Annotated in this window: 15 protein-coding genes; 8 read left to right on the forward strand and 7 right to left on the reverse strand. The window is 60.3% G+C overall.

All coding sequences use genetic code 11. The annotated features are described in order from the left end of the window. The first annotated feature begins 3 nt into the window (after positions 1-3). Positions 4-3,558 carry a molybdopterin cofactor-binding domain-containing protein gene (locus tag ACYZTW_RS15450; RefSeq protein ID WP_462005598.1) on the forward strand — a complete coding sequence of 1,185 codons (3,555 nt, stop codon included), beginning with the start codon at positions 4-6 and terminating at the stop codon, positions 3,556-3,558. 81 nt (positions 3,559-3,639) lie between these two features. Here ACYZTW_RS15450 and ACYZTW_RS15455 read toward each other — a convergent pair whose 3' ends face one another. The 3 genes from ACYZTW_RS15455 to ACYZTW_RS15465 form a co-directional block, all read right to left on the reverse strand. Then, complete coding sequence (locus ACYZTW_RS15455) at positions 3,640-4,296, reverse strand: TetR/AcrR family transcriptional regulator (protein WP_462005600.1); 657 nt, start codon at positions 4,294-4,296, stop codon at positions 3,640-3,642. Between the two features lie 53 nt (positions 4,297-4,349). Then, a complete protein-coding gene (locus ACYZTW_RS15460; RefSeq protein ID WP_462005601.1) occupies positions 4,350-5,798 on the reverse strand; it encodes a nucleobase:cation symporter-2 family protein in 1,449 nt (482 codons plus the stop codon). Between the two features lie 225 nt (positions 5,799-6,023). Continuing rightward, the gene (locus ACYZTW_RS15465) at positions 6,024-6,917 is read right to left on the reverse strand and encodes a LysR family transcriptional regulator (RefSeq protein WP_462005602.1); all 894 of its coding nucleotides are present in this window, start codon (positions 6,915-6,917) and stop codon (positions 6,024-6,026) included. Between the two features lie 101 nt (positions 6,918-7,018). Between ACYZTW_RS15465 and ACYZTW_RS15470 the strand changes: the two genes are divergently transcribed. Together ACYZTW_RS15470 and speB are read left to right on the forward strand one after the other, a co-directional pair. After that, a complete protein-coding gene (locus tag ACYZTW_RS15470) occupies positions 7,019-8,110 on the forward strand; it encodes a polyamine ABC transporter substrate-binding protein (RefSeq protein WP_462005604.1) in 1,092 nt (363 codons plus the stop codon). 13 nt (positions 8,111-8,123) lie between these two features. Next, on the forward strand, positions 8,124-9,083 hold the full coding sequence (gene speB, locus ACYZTW_RS15475) for an agmatinase (protein ID WP_462005605.1): 960 nt from the start codon (positions 8,124-8,126) through the stop codon (positions 9,081-9,083). 130 nt (positions 9,084-9,213) lie between these two features. Here the strand turns inward: speB and ACYZTW_RS15480 are convergent, their stop codons facing one another. Beyond that, positions 9,214-10,266, reverse strand: a complete 1,053-nt coding sequence (locus ACYZTW_RS15480; protein WP_462005606.1) for an aldo/keto reductase — start codon at positions 10,264-10,266, stop codon at positions 9,214-9,216. A 205-nt stretch (positions 10,267-10,471) separates the two neighbouring features. On the opposite strand from ACYZTW_RS15480, the gene ACYZTW_RS15485 reads away from it, so the two are divergent. From ACYZTW_RS15485 to ACYZTW_RS15505, 5 genes are all read left to right on the forward strand, one after another. After that, complete coding sequence (locus ACYZTW_RS15485; RefSeq protein WP_462005607.1) at positions 10,472-11,188, forward strand: helix-turn-helix transcriptional regulator; 717 nt, start codon at positions 10,472-10,474, stop codon at positions 11,186-11,188. A gap of 52 nt (positions 11,189-11,240) precedes the next feature. Continuing rightward, positions 11,241-11,582 (forward strand): nuclear transport factor 2 family protein, encoded by a 342-nt coding sequence (locus ACYZTW_RS15490; RefSeq protein WP_462005608.1) that lies wholly within the window; start codon positions 11,241-11,243, stop codon positions 11,580-11,582. A gap of 179 nt (positions 11,583-11,761) precedes the next feature. Next, a complete protein-coding gene (zapE, locus tag ACYZTW_RS15495) occupies positions 11,762-12,880 on the forward strand; it encodes a cell division protein ZapE (protein WP_462005766.1) in 1,119 nt (372 codons plus the stop codon). Positions 12,881-12,896: 16 nt separating this feature from the next. Continuing rightward, entirely contained in the window at positions 12,897-13,478 is a 582-nt protein-coding gene (locus tag ACYZTW_RS15500; protein WP_462005609.1) for a DinB family protein, read from the forward strand. Positions 13,479-13,591: 113 nt separating this feature from the next. Further along, positions 13,592-14,083 (forward strand): GNAT family N-acetyltransferase, encoded by a 492-nt coding sequence (locus ACYZTW_RS15505; protein WP_462005610.1) that lies wholly within the window; start codon positions 13,592-13,594, stop codon positions 14,081-14,083. Positions 14,084-14,156: 73 nt separating this feature from the next. Here the strand turns inward: ACYZTW_RS15505 and ACYZTW_RS15510 are convergent, their stop codons facing one another. The 3 genes from ACYZTW_RS15510 to ACYZTW_RS15520 all read right to left on the reverse strand — a co-directional run bounded on the left by ACYZTW_RS15510 (position 14,157) and on the right by ACYZTW_RS15520 (position 15,422). Continuing rightward, positions 14,157-14,366, reverse strand: coding sequence for a hypothetical protein (locus ACYZTW_RS15510; RefSeq protein WP_462005611.1), 210 nt, complete (start codon positions 14,364-14,366; stop codon positions 14,157-14,159). A gap of 96 nt (positions 14,367-14,462) precedes the next feature. Further along, complete coding sequence (locus ACYZTW_RS15515; protein WP_462005886.1) at positions 14,463-14,810, reverse strand: hypothetical protein; 348 nt, start codon at positions 14,808-14,810, stop codon at positions 14,463-14,465. Between the two features lie 429 nt (positions 14,811-15,239). Then, positions 15,240-15,422 carry a DUF6026 family protein gene (locus ACYZTW_RS15520; RefSeq protein ID WP_462005612.1) on the reverse strand — a complete coding sequence of 61 codons (183 nt, stop codon included), beginning with the start codon at positions 15,420-15,422 and terminating at the stop codon, positions 15,240-15,242. Positions 15,423-15,572: the final 150 nt, after the last annotated feature.

Here is a 15,572-nt window from a genome sequence, read left to right on the forward strand (position 1 = left end):
ACCATGACTGACGCAATCCCCACTCGCGACCAATGGCTGGCCAAGACCGGCGTTCTGCTGATCGTCGACGACATCCTGCCGCCATCCGGCCCGGTGGCCAAAGGCGGTACGCCGCTGATCAAACCCAAGGAGCTTGGGCTGTTCATCGCCATCAGCGATGACGCACGGGTGTATGCCTTCAACGGGCATGTCGACCTCGGCACCGGTATCCGCACTTCGCTGGCGCAGATCGTCGCCGAAGAACTGGACCTGCAACTGGAGCAGGTGTGCGTGGTGCTGGGCGACACCGAGCGTGTGCCCAATCAGGGTGCGACTATCGCCAGCGCCACCCTGCAGATTTCCGCGATCCCATTGCGCAATGCGGCTGCCGAGGCCCGGCGTTTTCTGCTGGAGCGGGCAGCAGAGCGCTGGTCGGTGGAGGCGGGCAGTCTGAGGGTCGAGGCCGGGGTGATTGTCGCAGTGGACGGACGCACCACGTCCTACGCCGATCTGGTGCGCGGTGACCACGTAGAACTGCGCCTCTCAGGCACCGCGCCACTCAAGCCTGCCGAAGACTATCGGCTGGTCGGCAAGGGCGCCGCGCGGGTGGATATTCCGGCCAAGGCCACTGGCGAACTGACTTACGTCCACGACATGCGGGTGCCGGACATGCTCCACGGCCGGGTGATTCGCCCGCCCTATGCCGGGCTCGATTGTGGCGACTTCGTCGGCAACAGCCTGCTGGACGTCGACGAGTCTTCCATCGCGCATATACCCGGGATCGTGGCGGTGGTGGTGATTCGTGATTTCGTCGGGGTGGTGGCGCTGCGCGAAGAGCAGGCGATCAAGGCTGCCCAGGCGTTGAAAATCACGTGGAAAGCCTGGAATCACAAGTTGCCCGACATGAGCAATGTCGAGCAGGCCATTCGCGATAACCCGCGAGTGCAGCGTGTCGTTCTCGACCAGGGCAACGTCGACGACGCCTTGGCCGGGGCCAGTCAGCGCCTGTCGCGCACGTATCTGTGGCCGTATCAGATGCACGGTTCCATCGGCCCCTCCTGTGGAGTGGCGGACTATCAGCCGTCGGGCACTCGCGTGTGGTCCGGTAGCCAGAATCCGCATTTGCTGCGAGCGGACCTCGCCTGGTTGCTGGAGTGTGCGGAAGAATCGATTGAGATTATTCGCATGGAAGCGTCAGGCTGTTATGGGCGTAACTGTGCCGACGATGTCTGCGCCGATGCCTTGCTGTTGTCCCGCGCCGTGGGCAAACCGGTCCGGGTGCAATTGACTCGGGAGCAGGAGCACCTGTGGGAACCCAAGGGCACTGCGCAACTGATGGACGTGGACGGCGGCTTGAACGCCGATGGCGGTGTGGCTGCTTACGATTTCCAGACCAGCTACCCGTCCAACGGCGCGCCGACTCTGGCCTTGCTGTTGACCGGACGGGTCGAGCCGGTGGCGGCGATGTTCGAGATGGGCGATCGCACGTCGATCCCGCCTTATGACTTCGAACACATGCGCGTGACCATCAATGACATGGCACCGATCGTCCGGGCTTCGTGGATGCGCGGGGTGTCGGCGCTGCCCAACACCTTCGCCCACGAGTCGTACATCGATGAACTGGCGTTCGCGGCGGGCGTCGATCCGGTGGAATACCGACTGCGTTATCTGCGCGATGAGCGCGCCATCGACCTGGTGAAATCCACCGCCGAGCGCGCCGCCTGGACCCCGCGCACCGCGCCGATGCAAACCCCGAACGACGATCAGTTCCTGCGTGGTCGCGGCTTTGCCTATGCGCGCTACATCCACAGCAAGTTCCCCGGTTTTGGTGCGGCGTGGGCCGCGTGGGTGGCGGACGTGGCGGTGGATCGCCAGACCGGTGATGTGTCCGTCACGCGGGTGGTGATCGGTCATGACTCGGGGATGATGATCAACCCGGCGGGCGTGCAGCATCAGATCCACGGCAATGTCATTCAATCCACCAGTCGGGTGCTCAAGGAGCGGGTGACTTTCGAGGAGTCCACCGTCGCCAGCAAGGAGTGGGGCGGTTATCCGATCCTGACCTTCCCTGAGGTGCCGCAGATCGACGTCTTGATGATGCCGCGTCAGGACCAGCCGCCCATGGGCGCCGGTGAATCCACCTCGGTGCCGAGCGCGGCGGCGATTGCCAACGCCATTTACGACGCCACCGGGATTCGTTTTCGCGAACTGCCAATTACCCCGGAGCGGGTGCTGGCGGCGTTGAACGCCGGCACCTGTGACGAGCCACCGAAATCGCCGACCAAACGCTCGAAGTGGCTGTTCGGTTCTCTGTTTGCAGCGTTCGGCGCGGTGCTCGGTATGGCCGCCACCGCTTGGCCGTTTCACGGTGAAATCGCGCCGATTGCGCCACCAAGTGCTGGCACCTGGTCGGCGGCAACCCTTGAGCGCGGGCGTTTGCTGGCGGCCGTCGGCGATTGCGCGGTGTGCCATACCGCGCCAGGTGGCGCGACCAATGCCGGAGGCCTGGCGATGCAGACACCCTTCGGCACGCTCTATAGCAGCAACATCACGCCCGACGTGAAGACCGGCATCGGCAGTTGGTCGTACCCGGCGTTCGAACGGGCAATGCGCGATGGCATCGGCCGCGACGGACGCAATCTGTACCCGGCGTTTCCCTACACCGCGTTTCGCAATATCAACGATGCCGACATGCAGGCGCTGTATGCGTACCTGATGTCGCAAGCGCCGGTCAGCCAACCCGCGACAGCCAACGACATGCGTTTTCCGTTCAATTTGCGGCCGTTGATGGCCGGGTGGAATTCGCTGTTTCTGCGCCGGGGCGAGATCAGCGTTCAGCCAGGACGTAGCGAGCAATGGAATCGCGGCGCTTACCTGGTCAACGGTTTGGGGCACTGCGCCGCCTGCCATTCGCCACGCAACCTGATGGGCGCGGAGAAGGGCGGTGCATCTTTCCTGGCTGGTGGCATGGTTGATGGCTGGGAAGCGCCGGCATTGAACGGTTTGTCGAAAGCGCCAACGCCGTGGACGGAGAATCAGCTGTTCGACTATCTCGGCACCGGCTATTCCGACGCCCATGGCGTGGCGACCGGGCCCATGGGGCCGGTGGTCAGTGAACTGGCGAAATTGCCCAAGACGGATATCCGGGCGATGGCGGTGTACCTGGCGTCACTCAACGACGCGCAGGCTGAAGCGCAAGTGGTGGAGAAAGACATCCGGCCGTCGCCGCTCGCGAGTCTGTCATTGAGCAACGGCCAGCGGGTGTTCGAAGGTTCGTGCAAGGCCTGTCACGCGGATGGCCTGGGGCCGAAACTGTTTGGTGTGAGTCCGTCTCTGGCGAGCAATACCAATGTGCACAGCGATCAACCGGACAACCTGATCAAGGTCATCCTGCAAGGCATCGATGCACCGGCCACCAAGGACCTGGGCTACATGCCCGGTTTCAAGGACAGCCTGTCCAATACCCAGGTGGCGGAACTGGCGGCGTATTTGCGTAATCGGTTTGCTTCAAATGCGCCGGGTTGGGAAGGGTTGGAACAGAAGGTTGCACATCTGCGGGCGAATCCGGGGAGCCATTAGAAGCATCGCGAGCAGGCTCGCTCCCACAGGTTCAGCGCAACCCTTGTGGGAGCGAGCCTGCTCGCGAAGAGGCCGGCGCGGTCACCGCTGTTCCTGATCCGGCAACCGCATCACCCCCCGCACCACCAGATCCTTGATAAACCCCAACCAATCCTGCTGCTGCCCCTTGTCCGCCAGATCCTCACCCAAAAACGAACTGAGGGTGTGCCGGTTGGAGTTATAGAAGTAGCAAAGCGAGGCGATCATCAAATACACATGCTTGATGTCCAGATCCTGACGAAACACTCCCTGAACCTGACCCGCCTCAATGATCGGCCGCAACACGCCGACCGCTTCTCCCGACAACCTGCGCAACTCGCTGGATTGTTGGGCGTGCTTGCCGTTGTGCAGGTTCTCGTTGCTGAGGATGGCGACGAATTCCGGGTGTTCAACGTAGTAGTTCCAGACGAACGCCACCAGATCCTGCAGGGCCAACAGCGGGGTGCTCAGGTTCAGCTTGAGCTGGCTTTCGGCTTTATTGAATTGCTCGTAGGTGTGTTCCAGCACGCAGATGAACAGCTGTTCTTTGCTGCCAAAGTAGTAATAGAGCATGCGGTCGTTGGAATCTGCCTCGCGGGAAATGCTCTCCACCCGCCCCCCGGAGTAGCCGTCGCGGGTGAACACCTTCACGGCCGCTTCGAGAATCCGGGTTCGGGTTTGATGGGCCTGAGCGGCCCGGATGCCGGTTTTCTTGTTCAACGTGCGGTCAACCTTCTACCAAGCGGAGTTGCAACGAATGTAGCACGGTCCTTTCAGCGGTTCAGGCTGGCCGCTGTTGCAGTGGCCGGCGGATTCTCCATGACTTGCAGGATCGAGGCTTCCGGATCGAAGTCATCTTCTTCCAGCTCGATGAATTCCTCGGGCAGGAAGATGTTGAGCACGATGGCGCACAACGCACCGACGGTGATCGGCGATTCGAAGATGTTGTGCAGCGCCTTCGGCAACTCGCGCAGCACTTCCGGAACCGCCGCGACACCCAGGCCCATGCCGAGGGAAATCGACACGATCAGCATGTTGCGCCGGTGCAGGCCGGCTTCGGCGAGGATCTTGATCCCGGCGACGGCGACGGTGCCGAACATCACCAGTTCAGCGCCACCGAGTACCGGTTTCGGCATCAGCTGCAGCACCGCGCCGATCATCGGGAACAACCCCAGCAGCACCAACAAACCGGCAATGAAGAACGCCACATAGCGGCTGGCCACACCGGTGAGCTGAATCACGCCGTTGTTCTGGGCGAAGGTCACCATCGGCATGCTGTTGAACACGGCGGCCATGGCCGAATTAAGGCCATCGGCGAGCAGACCTGACTTGATCCGGCGAATGTAGATTGGGCCTTTGACGGGCTGCCGGGAAATCATCGAGTTGGCCGTCAGGTCACCGGCGGCTTCCAGTGGCGACACCAGGAAAATCACCGCCACCGGCACAAACGCCACCCAATCGAAATTAAAACCGTACTTGAACGGCACCGGCACGCTCATCAGCGGTACGTCCGGCAGGCTGGCGAAATTGACGTCACCCATCAGCCAGGCCACGACATAACCGAGGGTCAGACCGATAACGATCGCACCGAGGCGCAGGAACGGCACATCGACCCGGTTCAACACCACAATTGTTCCGAGCACCAAGGCCGCGAGGGCCAGATGACTGGCCGCGCCAAGATCCACCGCACCGAAACCACCGGCGATGTCGGTCATGGCGACTTTGATCAGCGACAGGCCCATCAGCGTGATGATCGTGCCGGTCACTACCGGGGTGATCAGCATCCGCAGTTTGCCGATGAACTGGCTCAACACGACTTCGATGAAGGCGGCGAAAAAGCACACACCGAAGATCGTCGACAGGATCTCATCGGTGCCGCCGCCCCGGGCCTTGACCATGAAGCCGGCACTGAGAATCACGCTGATGAAGGAGAAGCTGGTGCCTTGCAGGCACAGCAGACCGGAACCGATCGGGCCGAAACGTCGTGCCTGAACAAACGTGCCCAGCCCCGAGACGAACAGCGCCATGCTGATCAGGTACGGCACTTCGCTTTGCAGACCGAGGGCGCCGCCCATGATCAGGGTCGGGGTGATGATGCCGACGAAACTCGCGAGTACGTGTTGCAGGGCGGCGAAGACGGTGGCGGTCAGATGCGGGCGATCATCGAGGCCGTAAATCAGGTCGTTATTGCGCGGGGCAGGGGCTTTTTCAGAGGCGGTCATGGTGGTGTGCGCGCCAGAAGGCGGGCCGGGTCAAAAATGGAGGCGCAGGATGCCAGAAAGACTATTTTGTGGCGAGCGATGAGCCTCACATACCAAGCGCAATCTCTGTGGGAGCGAGCCGGCTCCGGGCGGCGTTCCGACGAATGCGGCGTATCAGTCGATATCAATGTTGGATATGCCGGCCTCTTCGCGAGCAGGCTCGCTCCCACAGGAACGTCGTTGGTTTCAGGTAAACGCCGCCAACAAATCCTCTTCAAACGCCTTTTGTGCATCCCCCGGCACTTGGGCGCGATGGCGGGCCAGATGGAACGCCACGTCGAAACTCATATCGGCACGGCGCACGGCCCGCAGCAATCCCTTGTCTTCCCAGCTCCGGGCAAAGTGGCTGGGCAAATAACCGACGTGCTTGCCGGAAAGAATGAAGGCGAGGGTACCTTCGACTTGCTCCGAGCGCGCCGAACACAATTTTCCCTGAAACGGTTCGTCGCTGCGCAGGAACCGGTAAGGATGATCGACCCGATCGCAAGCCTGTAGCGCTTGATCGTCAGGTGCGTCATCGGTGAATAACGGATGGCCGGCGGCGCAATACAGGTGCTGGGTTTCGGTAAACAGTTCGCGGTAGTCAAAAGCGCTTTGCACTTGTGAGAAATAGCCGATCGCCAGGTCCAGTCGTTGTTGCAGCAGCAACCGTTCCATTTCGCCGGGCATGGCGCTGATCAATTCGATGCGCACCGATTCGTCCCGCTCACGAAAGCGCCGGATCGCATCGGCCACCCGTTGCAACACCGATTGATCGAGCGCTTCGGACAGCCCCAGACGAACCTCGCCGATCAAGCGCCCGGCCACACCATTGGATTGATGGCGGAAGGCTTCAATCGACTCGAACAGGCCGCGAGTCGCGCTGAGCAGTTGTTCGCCCTTGGGCGTGATTTTGAAACCACCCTTGCCGCGACTGCACAGGCGATAGCCGAGTCGGGTTTCCAGTTTGGCCATTTGCTGGCTGATGCTCGACTGGCTCAAGCCCAACTCACCTTGGGCCGCGCTGAAGCCGCCGCACTCCACCACGTTGACGAACAGGCGCAGCAGTTGCAGATCTAGATCATGGAGTTGGCCGAGCATCAAACATTACTCCTGGATAAAGTCAGGATAACTAACTTGGTATTTTTCCAATGTATCCGACGACGCATTCTGCATCCACTTCCTCTGGTCAGGTGTTCGTCATGGCTCCCACCTTCAAGTTGTGTTTACCCGCGCTGTTTCTCGCCATGGCCGTATCGGCCCAGGCCGAGGAAAAAGTCGTCAATCTCTATAGCTGGGCCGATTACGTCGCCCCCGAAACTTTGCAACGTTTCGAACAGGAAACCGGCATCCACGTGCGCTACGACACGTTCGATTCTTCCGAAGTGCTCGAAACCAAGCTGCTCACCGGGGGCAGCGGTTATGACGTGGTCGTGCCGTCTTCCAGTGTGCTGGCCCGCGGACTGGCTGCTGGTGCGTTGAAAGAAATTCCCCACGAAGGCCTCAAGGGATACGCCAACCTCGATCCGGATTTGCTGGAAAAACTCGCCGCCGTCGATCCCGGCAACCGCTATGGCGTGCCCTACACCTGGGGCACCCTGGGTTTGGGGATGAATGTCGACGCGGTGAAACAACACTTGCCGAATGTGCCACTCAACAGCCTGGACCTGCTGTTCAAGCCTGAGTACGCCAGCAAACTGAAAGAGTGCGGCATCGCCATTCTCGATTCGCCCCAGGAAGTGATCGGCCTGGCGCTGCATTACCTGGGTAAAAATCCCTACAGCACCGACAAGGCTGATCTGTCAGCCGCCGAGGCGCTGTTGCATCAGCTGCAACCTAATGTGCTGTACGTCGCCACCGGTCGGCAGATCAGCGATCTGGCCAATGGCAGCGTTTGCCTGGCGCTGACCTACAACGGTGACGCCAGCATGGCCGCCGATCAGGCGCGCAAGGCCAACAAGCCGTTTGAAGTGGCGTACCGGATTCCGAAAGAGGGCACGCTGGTCTGGCAGGACAACCTGGCGATCCCCAAGGACGCCCCACACCCCGAAGCCGCCCGCGCCTTTATCGAGTTCATGCTGCGCCCGGAATCCGTCGCGGCACTGACCAACGAACTGTTCTTCGCGACGGCCAACCAGGCCGCGACACCGCTGGTGGATGAGGCGGTGCGCACCGACCCGGACATCTACCCGCTGGCTGACGTGCGCGACCGGTTGTACGCCGACCGCAGCATGAGCCTCAAGGACATGCGTCAACGTACCCGCGTGTGGACCACTTTCCGTAGCCGCCAATAATAAGGAACCCGAGATGGACGTCCCGATGCAAAACGATCAGGCCATGACCCGCGACAGCCTCTACGGCACTGCCGCCGAAAGCACCTACGCCGGTATCACCAGTTTCATGCGTCGTCGCTACAGTCGCGACTTGCGCGGCGTTGACGTAGCGGTCAGCGGTGTCCCGTTCGACACCGCCACCAGCAACCGCCCCGGTGCGCGTTTTGGACCACGGGGCATTCGTGCCGCGTCCACCGGAATTGCCTGGGAACGCCACTGGCCGTGGACCTTCGACCCGTTCGACCATCTGGCGGTCATTGACTACGGCGATTGCGACTTCGATTACGGCACACCGCAGTCGGTGCCGGAAAGCATCGAAGCCCATGCCGAACACATACTCAACGCCGGTAGCGCGATGTTGACGTTCGGCGGGGATCACTTCATCACGTATCCGCTGCTCAAGGCCCATGCGCGTAAACATGGCCCGCTGTCGTTGATCCACTTCGACGCTCACAGCGATACCTGGCCGGATGAAGGCGGCAAGCGCGTCGATCACGGCACGATGTTCTGGCACGCGGCCAAGGAAGGTTTGGTGGATCCGTCGCGTTCGGTGCAGATCGGTTTGCGCACCACCAATGACGATCATCAGGGTTTTCAGGTACTGGATGCGCGGCAAGTGCATCGACGTGGTGTTGATGCGATCGTCGAGGCCATTCGGGCGCGGGTCGGTGATCACCCGGTGTACCTGACGTTCGACATTGATTGCCTCGATCCGGCCTTCGCTCCAGGCACCGGAACGCCGGTGTGCGGGGGCTTGAGCACGGTGCAGGCGCTGGAGATCCTTGGGGGCTTGCGCGGGATTAATCTGGTGGGAATGGACGTCGTGGAAGTGGCGCCGGCCTACGACAGTGCGGACATTACCTCACTGGCGGCGGCGACGTTGGCGATGGAAATGCTGTGCCTCTATGCAGCGAAGCATAAGGTCGATCAGTAATACGGGGTCAAATGTGGGAGCGAGCCGGCTCCGGGCGGCGTTCCGACGAAAGCGGTCTGACATTCAACATCAATGTCGGCTGAAAGGTCCCCTTCGCGAGCAGGCTCGCTCCCACATTATTTGATCTGTGTCAGGCCACTGGAATGATTGGCAGGTCCAATGTTTCAGCCCCGGTAAATCGCGCCATCGACCCGGCAATGGATTCATGCGGCACGCCCATTGCCACACCACTGACCCCATCAAGCCGCGACAGTTGGTCAGCACTCAACTGCACATCCAGCGCACCCAAGGTCGCATCCAGTTGCTCACGGGTGCGCGAGCCGAGAATCGGAATCAGCGCCGTGGTCGAACGCTTGGCTTTTTCCCGCAGCCATGCAATGGCCACGTGAGTCGGGCTGGCGCCCAGTTCTTCAGCGACGGCCAGCAACGTGTCGAGCAGGGTGGTTTCACGGGCGCTTTTCTCGGCGTGGATCAGCATGCCGAGTTTGGCGGCGCGGTTGTCGCCGTCGTTGGCGCGGTACTTGCCAGTGAGGAAGCCGCCACCCAACGGTGACCATAACGTAGCAGCCAGTCCCAAGGCTTCGGCCATTGGCAGCTGTTCACGTTCGGCCGTGCGTTCGGCGAGGCTGTATTCAACCTGGATGGCTGCAATCGGCGCAAAACTGCGAACTTCGGCCAGCAGATCGGCCCGCGCGATGCGCCACGCCGGGAAGTTTGACAGCCCGGCGTAGTGGATTTTGCCAGCGCGCACCAGATCGTCGAAACCGCGCAGGATCTCTTCCATGGGCGTCACGCCATCGCTCATGTGGGCCCAGAACAGGTCGATGTGGTCGGTGTTGAGTCGTTTCAGGCTTTCTTCCACGGCGCGAACCATGTTCTTGCGGTTGTTGCCAGTGTGGGAAATGCCCGCGGCCGGCGTGGTCCCCAGGGTGTATTTGGTGGCGATGACCAGGCGATCCCGTTCCGTTGCGATGAACTCGCCGAGCATGGCTTCCGACTGGCCAGCCTGATAGCCGTTGGCGGTGTCGATGAAATTACCGCCGGCCTCCAGGTAGCCATCAAATATGCGTTTGGCTTCGTCACGTTCAGCGCCATGGCCCCAACCGGTGCCGAAGTTACCGGCGCCCAGCGCCAGTTCCGAGACCCGCAAGCCGGTTTTGCGGCCGAAGACTTTGTAATGCATGGGATGACTCCTGAAGGAAAGGACGCTGGGGGTCGAATATAAATGTCTGGTGACATGTATTTAATATGATGCGAGTAATATTTGGCGTCAAGGCGCTTTTTCGTTCGCAAGAGAAGGGCCGACCATCGGCCTTATTGCTACTGCCACTTTCTGACAGGGGCCTCTGCTAAGCTCCGACAACTTTTACGGACAGAGCCTGCCGATTGTGTCGCGGACCACTCGTTTACTGACCTTGTTGCAAGTGCTGCGCGGCAAAAGTCGTCCGGTGACCGCGGCGACACTTGCCGGCGAATTGGATATTTCCGAGCGCACGCTGTACCGCGACATCGCCGAACTCACCGCTCTTGGCGCGCCAATCTACGGCGAAGCGGGGATCGGCTATGTGCTGCGTAGCGGTTTGTTTCTACCGCCGTTGATGCTCAATGCCGATGAAACCGAAGCCATCGTGCTAGGGTTGCGCTATGTGGATCAGCGCGGGGATGAGGTGTTGAGCAAGGCGGCCGCGGATGCGCTGGCCAAGATCGCTGCGGTATTGGCGCCTGAAGCGCTGGACGCGTTACGCAACCCGACGGTGTTGCCGGGGCCTCCCGGCTATGGCTTCGCGCCCAACGCGGTGCCACTGAATGTGTTTCGCCAGGCCATCCGCGATCAGGCCAAGCTGCACATCGATTACGCGGACGCCAACCAGGTGCCGAGTCAGCGGCTGATCTGGCCGCTGGCCCTGGGGTTTCTCAACGAGGTGCGAATCATCGTCGCCTGGTGTGAGTTGCGCAGCGCCTATCGCACCTTTCGCACCGACCGGATCTCGGCGGCGAACGAGCAGGGCGAGCGTTATCCGGGGCGGCGCAGCGACTTGTTGCGCACCTGGCGCAAACAGATGCAACTGGACGAAGCAGGGCGCTTCACTCCTGACAAGAACTGACACAGGCTTGTTTTAGCATGGCTCCAGAATCAACAAACAAGGAGCCGTAAACATGTCTAATCCCACCTCTTCACTGGCACCCGCCATCGCCGCCTACATTGCTGCGGCGAATGCCCGCGACACCTCGCGGGTCGCCAGTTTTTTCGCTGAGGATGCCAATGTGTTCGATGAAGGTGAGCATCAGGTCGGCACTCAGGCCATCGCGCAATGGATGCAAGACACCGCCCAGCGTTACCAGCCACGGGTTGAAGTGCTCGACGTGCAATTGCGCACCGGCAAAGTGCTGGTGCATAACCTGATCTCTGGAACGTTTCCCGGCAGCCCGCTGGAATTGCGCTACATGTTTCGCCTGAATGAACAGGGCAAGATTGCCCGGCTAGACATCTCCCTTTAACCGCAAACCAGGCTCGCAACGAGAGCCCCTGTAGCAGCTGGCGAAGCCTGCGTTCGGCCGCGAAGCGGTCGTAAAACCTGAAAACGCGGTAAATGAGCAAGATCCGGGATTCCGATGGCGACCGCTCCGCGGCCGAACGCAGGCTTCGCCAGCTGCTACAGGGACGTATACTGCCGCGCATGAATGTCGACTCTCCCCTAAGCGCCTGGCAACACGCCATCGAACAGAAGGGCTTCGTCCAGGACGAAGCCCAGGAACATGCCGTGTGGGCGCTGCAGAAATGCTACGAAGCGCTGCATGAAGGGCGCACGCCGATCACTGGCGTGTACCTCTGGGGCCCGGTCGGGCGCGGCAAGACCTGGTTGATGGACCAGTTTTACCAAAGCCTGCAGGTCCCGGCCCGCCGCCAACACTTTCACCACTTTATGGGCTGGGTGCATCAGCGTTCGTTTCAACTGACCGGCACCGCCGACCCGTTGAAGGCGCTGGCTCGTGAACTGAGCGAGGAAGTGCGGGTCCTGTGTTTTGACGAATTGTTCGTCAACGACATCGGCGACGCCATCATTCTCGGGCGTTTGTTTCAGGTGATGTTCGAGCAGGGCGTGGTGGTGGTCTGCACCTCCAATCAGCCACCGGATCAGCTGTACGCCGATGGCTTCAATCGCGACCGGTTTGTGCCCGCCATCGAGGCCATCAAGAAACATATGCAGGTGATTGCGGTGGATGGAGGCGAAGATCATCGCCTGCACCCAGGTAAAGGTTTGCAACGTTACTGGGTGGCGGCACCGGGGCAACCCAGCGCTCTGGGTGAAGTGTTCAACGCGTTGACCGTCGGCCAGTCGGTGTCCAGTGACCCGATCAAGGTGGGCTACCGCTCACTCAATGTCGTGCAGGCCAGTCAAACCGTGCTCTGGACTCGTTACGCCGATCTCTGCGAACAGCCTTTTGCCGCCATGGATTTCATCGCCCTGTGCGACACCTTCAGCGCTATTCTGTTGAGTGACGTGCCCAATCTCAGCGCGCAAAAGCGCGAAGGGCGCATCGCCCGAGGCACTGAAGACGGCGTAGAGCGGGTGGTGGCGGGCGATCGCGAGTTGCCACAATTGTCGGTGCATGACGACGGTGTACGGCGTTTCATCGCCCTGGTGGACGAGTGCTATGACCGCAAGGTGCCGCTGTGCCTCGAAGCGCAGGTGCCCATGGAATCGTTGTACACCGAAGGCTATCTGGAGTTTCCGTTCCGCCGCACCCTCAGCCGTTTACAGGAAATGCAGCTGCAACGTTTCGCCGAAGTTTGAACAAGGAGCCGCGAACATGAATCAGCCTTTGTCGCACCATTTGCTGACCATGGCCTATCAGAACGCCTGGGCCAATCATCGCCTCGCCAAGGCCTGGAGCCAGTTGAGCCCGGCCGATCTGGCGGCAACCCGGGTCAGCTTCTTTCCCAATCTGCGCACCACCCTCAATCACATCCTGACCTGCGATTGGTTTTACGTGGATGCGCTGGAGCGGGAGTTGCGCGGCGATGACCCGCATCCCGATTGCTACGTGTTTTTCAACGCCGATGAGCCGTTTACGCAGGCGGTAGACCTCAAGCGCGAACAAGCGCTGGTAGACCGTCGACTGATCGCCTACTGCGAGCAAATGCGCGACGCAGACCTCGGGAAGATCGTGACCATTGCCCGGGACACGCCGCAACACGACAGACGCTTGCGCCTGCTGTCCCATTTGTTCGAGCACCAGATTCATCATCGCGGGCAGGTTCACGCCATGCTCAGCGGTACCTCGGTCAAACCGCCGCAACTGGACGAGTTTTTCTGTGCCGGTGAGTCAGGCTTGAGGGCCGAGGATTTTGCCGAGCTCGGATGGACCGAAACGCTGATCTGGGGCGCTTGAGCGAAAAATTACAGCAGGATCGGGTTGTCGACACGGCTGTGCCCGCGATATTGTCGGTCGGCCCTTCAGTGCAAGATGCACTGGGGCAACTTAATGTGTGAACGAGGGTGGAAATGGAATCCGCAGAAATTCTTGTGCTTCAGGCCAGTTACACCAATCCGGTGCATGCCGAGGCTATTGGGCTGGTGCTAAATGCTTACGCCGAAGACCCGATGGGTGGCGGCCACTCGTTGCCCGCCGACTTGTTGAAGCAACTGCCGGCGGAACTGGCCAAACGTCCCCACGCGTTCAGCGTTCTGGCCTTTGTCGGTGGCGAGCCGGCCGGGTTGGTCAATTGCTTTGAAGGTTTCTCGACCTTCGCCTGCCGACCGCTGGTCAACGTGCACGATGTGGTGGTGGTGAAGAAGTTTCGCGGCTTGGGCTTGAGCCAGAAAATGCTGCAAAAGGTCGAGGACATCGCCCGCCAGCGCGGCTGCTGCAAAATCACGCTGGAGGTGCTGGAAGGTAATACAGTCGCCCAGGCTTCCTATGGCAAGTTCGGTTTTGCCGCGGGCATGTTCGACCCGGCGCACGGTCGGATGCTGTTCTGGACCAAGGCGCTTTAAAGACTGATGGGCATAAAAAAGGGCGTCCATCAGGACGCCCGATTGTCATCTTTGACCGCAGCGCAAACAGCGGTTATTTCGGTTTGTAGGTCTCGGTCACTTGCGCGGTTTGATCGTCCGGAACCCGGAGTTCATTGCTCTGGGTGACCTGGCCCTGGGCGTGCTGTTGACTGAACCGCAGGCTCTCAAAGTAATACCGCATGCGTTCAGCGCCACCTTCGGCCAATGCAGCTGTTGAACTGAGCATAAGCAGACCGGCGAGGATCATGGTTGTACGTTTCATGGTGTGCCCCACTACGAGTTGTCGGGTCCTTTCGTCCATGAAGCAATGTCGAAGAGACATTATCCGCCGATTCCGTTAAATGGGAATTACCTGCGCCTAGAGCTTCCAGTCCAGGCTCAGGGTCACCGTGCGCGGGTCACCCCAAAACACACCGTTATAGAACCCGACGTTGTCGTAATACTTCTTGTCGAACAGGTTATCGACGTTCAGCGAGGCCGACAGGTGTTTGTCGAACGCGTAGCGCGACATCAGTTTGACGACGGTGTACGACTCGGTGTTTTCGGTGGTGCTGCCCAAACCTTGGGCGGTCACGTTGGTGGCGCCCAGTTCGAGGGTGCGGCCAGGCGCTTGATCAGGGTCGGTTTCAGCCAGCAAGTCGGGACACAGGGCGGCACTGCACAGGCCCAGGGTAAAGGTCATGGAACGGGTAATAGGCGCGAACATCGCAGCCGACTCCTTGTCGTCGATGGAAAAATTCCGTTTGTTCAAAGACGAAGGAGAGAGTCGGGATTTAGCGTCAAACGAGAATAATTATTATCTTTGGAAGGTGTCGAACAGAGCAGTCGCGCAATGGCGTAGGAAAAGAGGGTCGGAACCGGCCCCCCTGAAAGGATTATTTCTGAACGATTTTCGGGGCGCCTGGCGCCGCCTTGGGTTTCATCAGGCTGAAGTCGATCAAGGCCTTGCTCGCGCTCATAAGGATTGCCGATCATCAATCTCACCGACGAACGGGCGCCGCGCGGATACCGAACGGCCATTGTGCGCGGGAGTATCAACAGGCGGATGTGAAAACTTCGAGAGTTGCCGGGTTTGTAAAAGGGGGGATGGCAGGTCGGAAACAGCGGTGGGCTGCTTCCGAATCAAGCGAGGGGATCAGGCGTGAGGGGCACCTTGGGCGACGAGTAAAGGCTGGGCCTGATTGCTTTGTGTCAAAAAGCGCAGTTGCGCGAGCTCCTGCTTCAACTGGTCGCGCTCGTCTTTCAACTGGCGCAATTCATCGCGACGAATCGTGACGTAAAGGGTTTGTGCTGGCCGTGCTGCGTGTACTGTGCCCATTGCTCACCTCGCAAATGGCTGCCTCAACTGTAAACCTGCCCCGAAATCGGGTGCTGACTTACTATCGGCGCTGATTTTGATTTCTTTTGCCCCAGAAGGGAACTTTTTTATTTTTCATGGTCGTTGTGTCTTCGGTGCGACGACTGACGT

It is taken from the genome of Pseudomonas sp. LB3P25, from assembly GCF_054897985.1.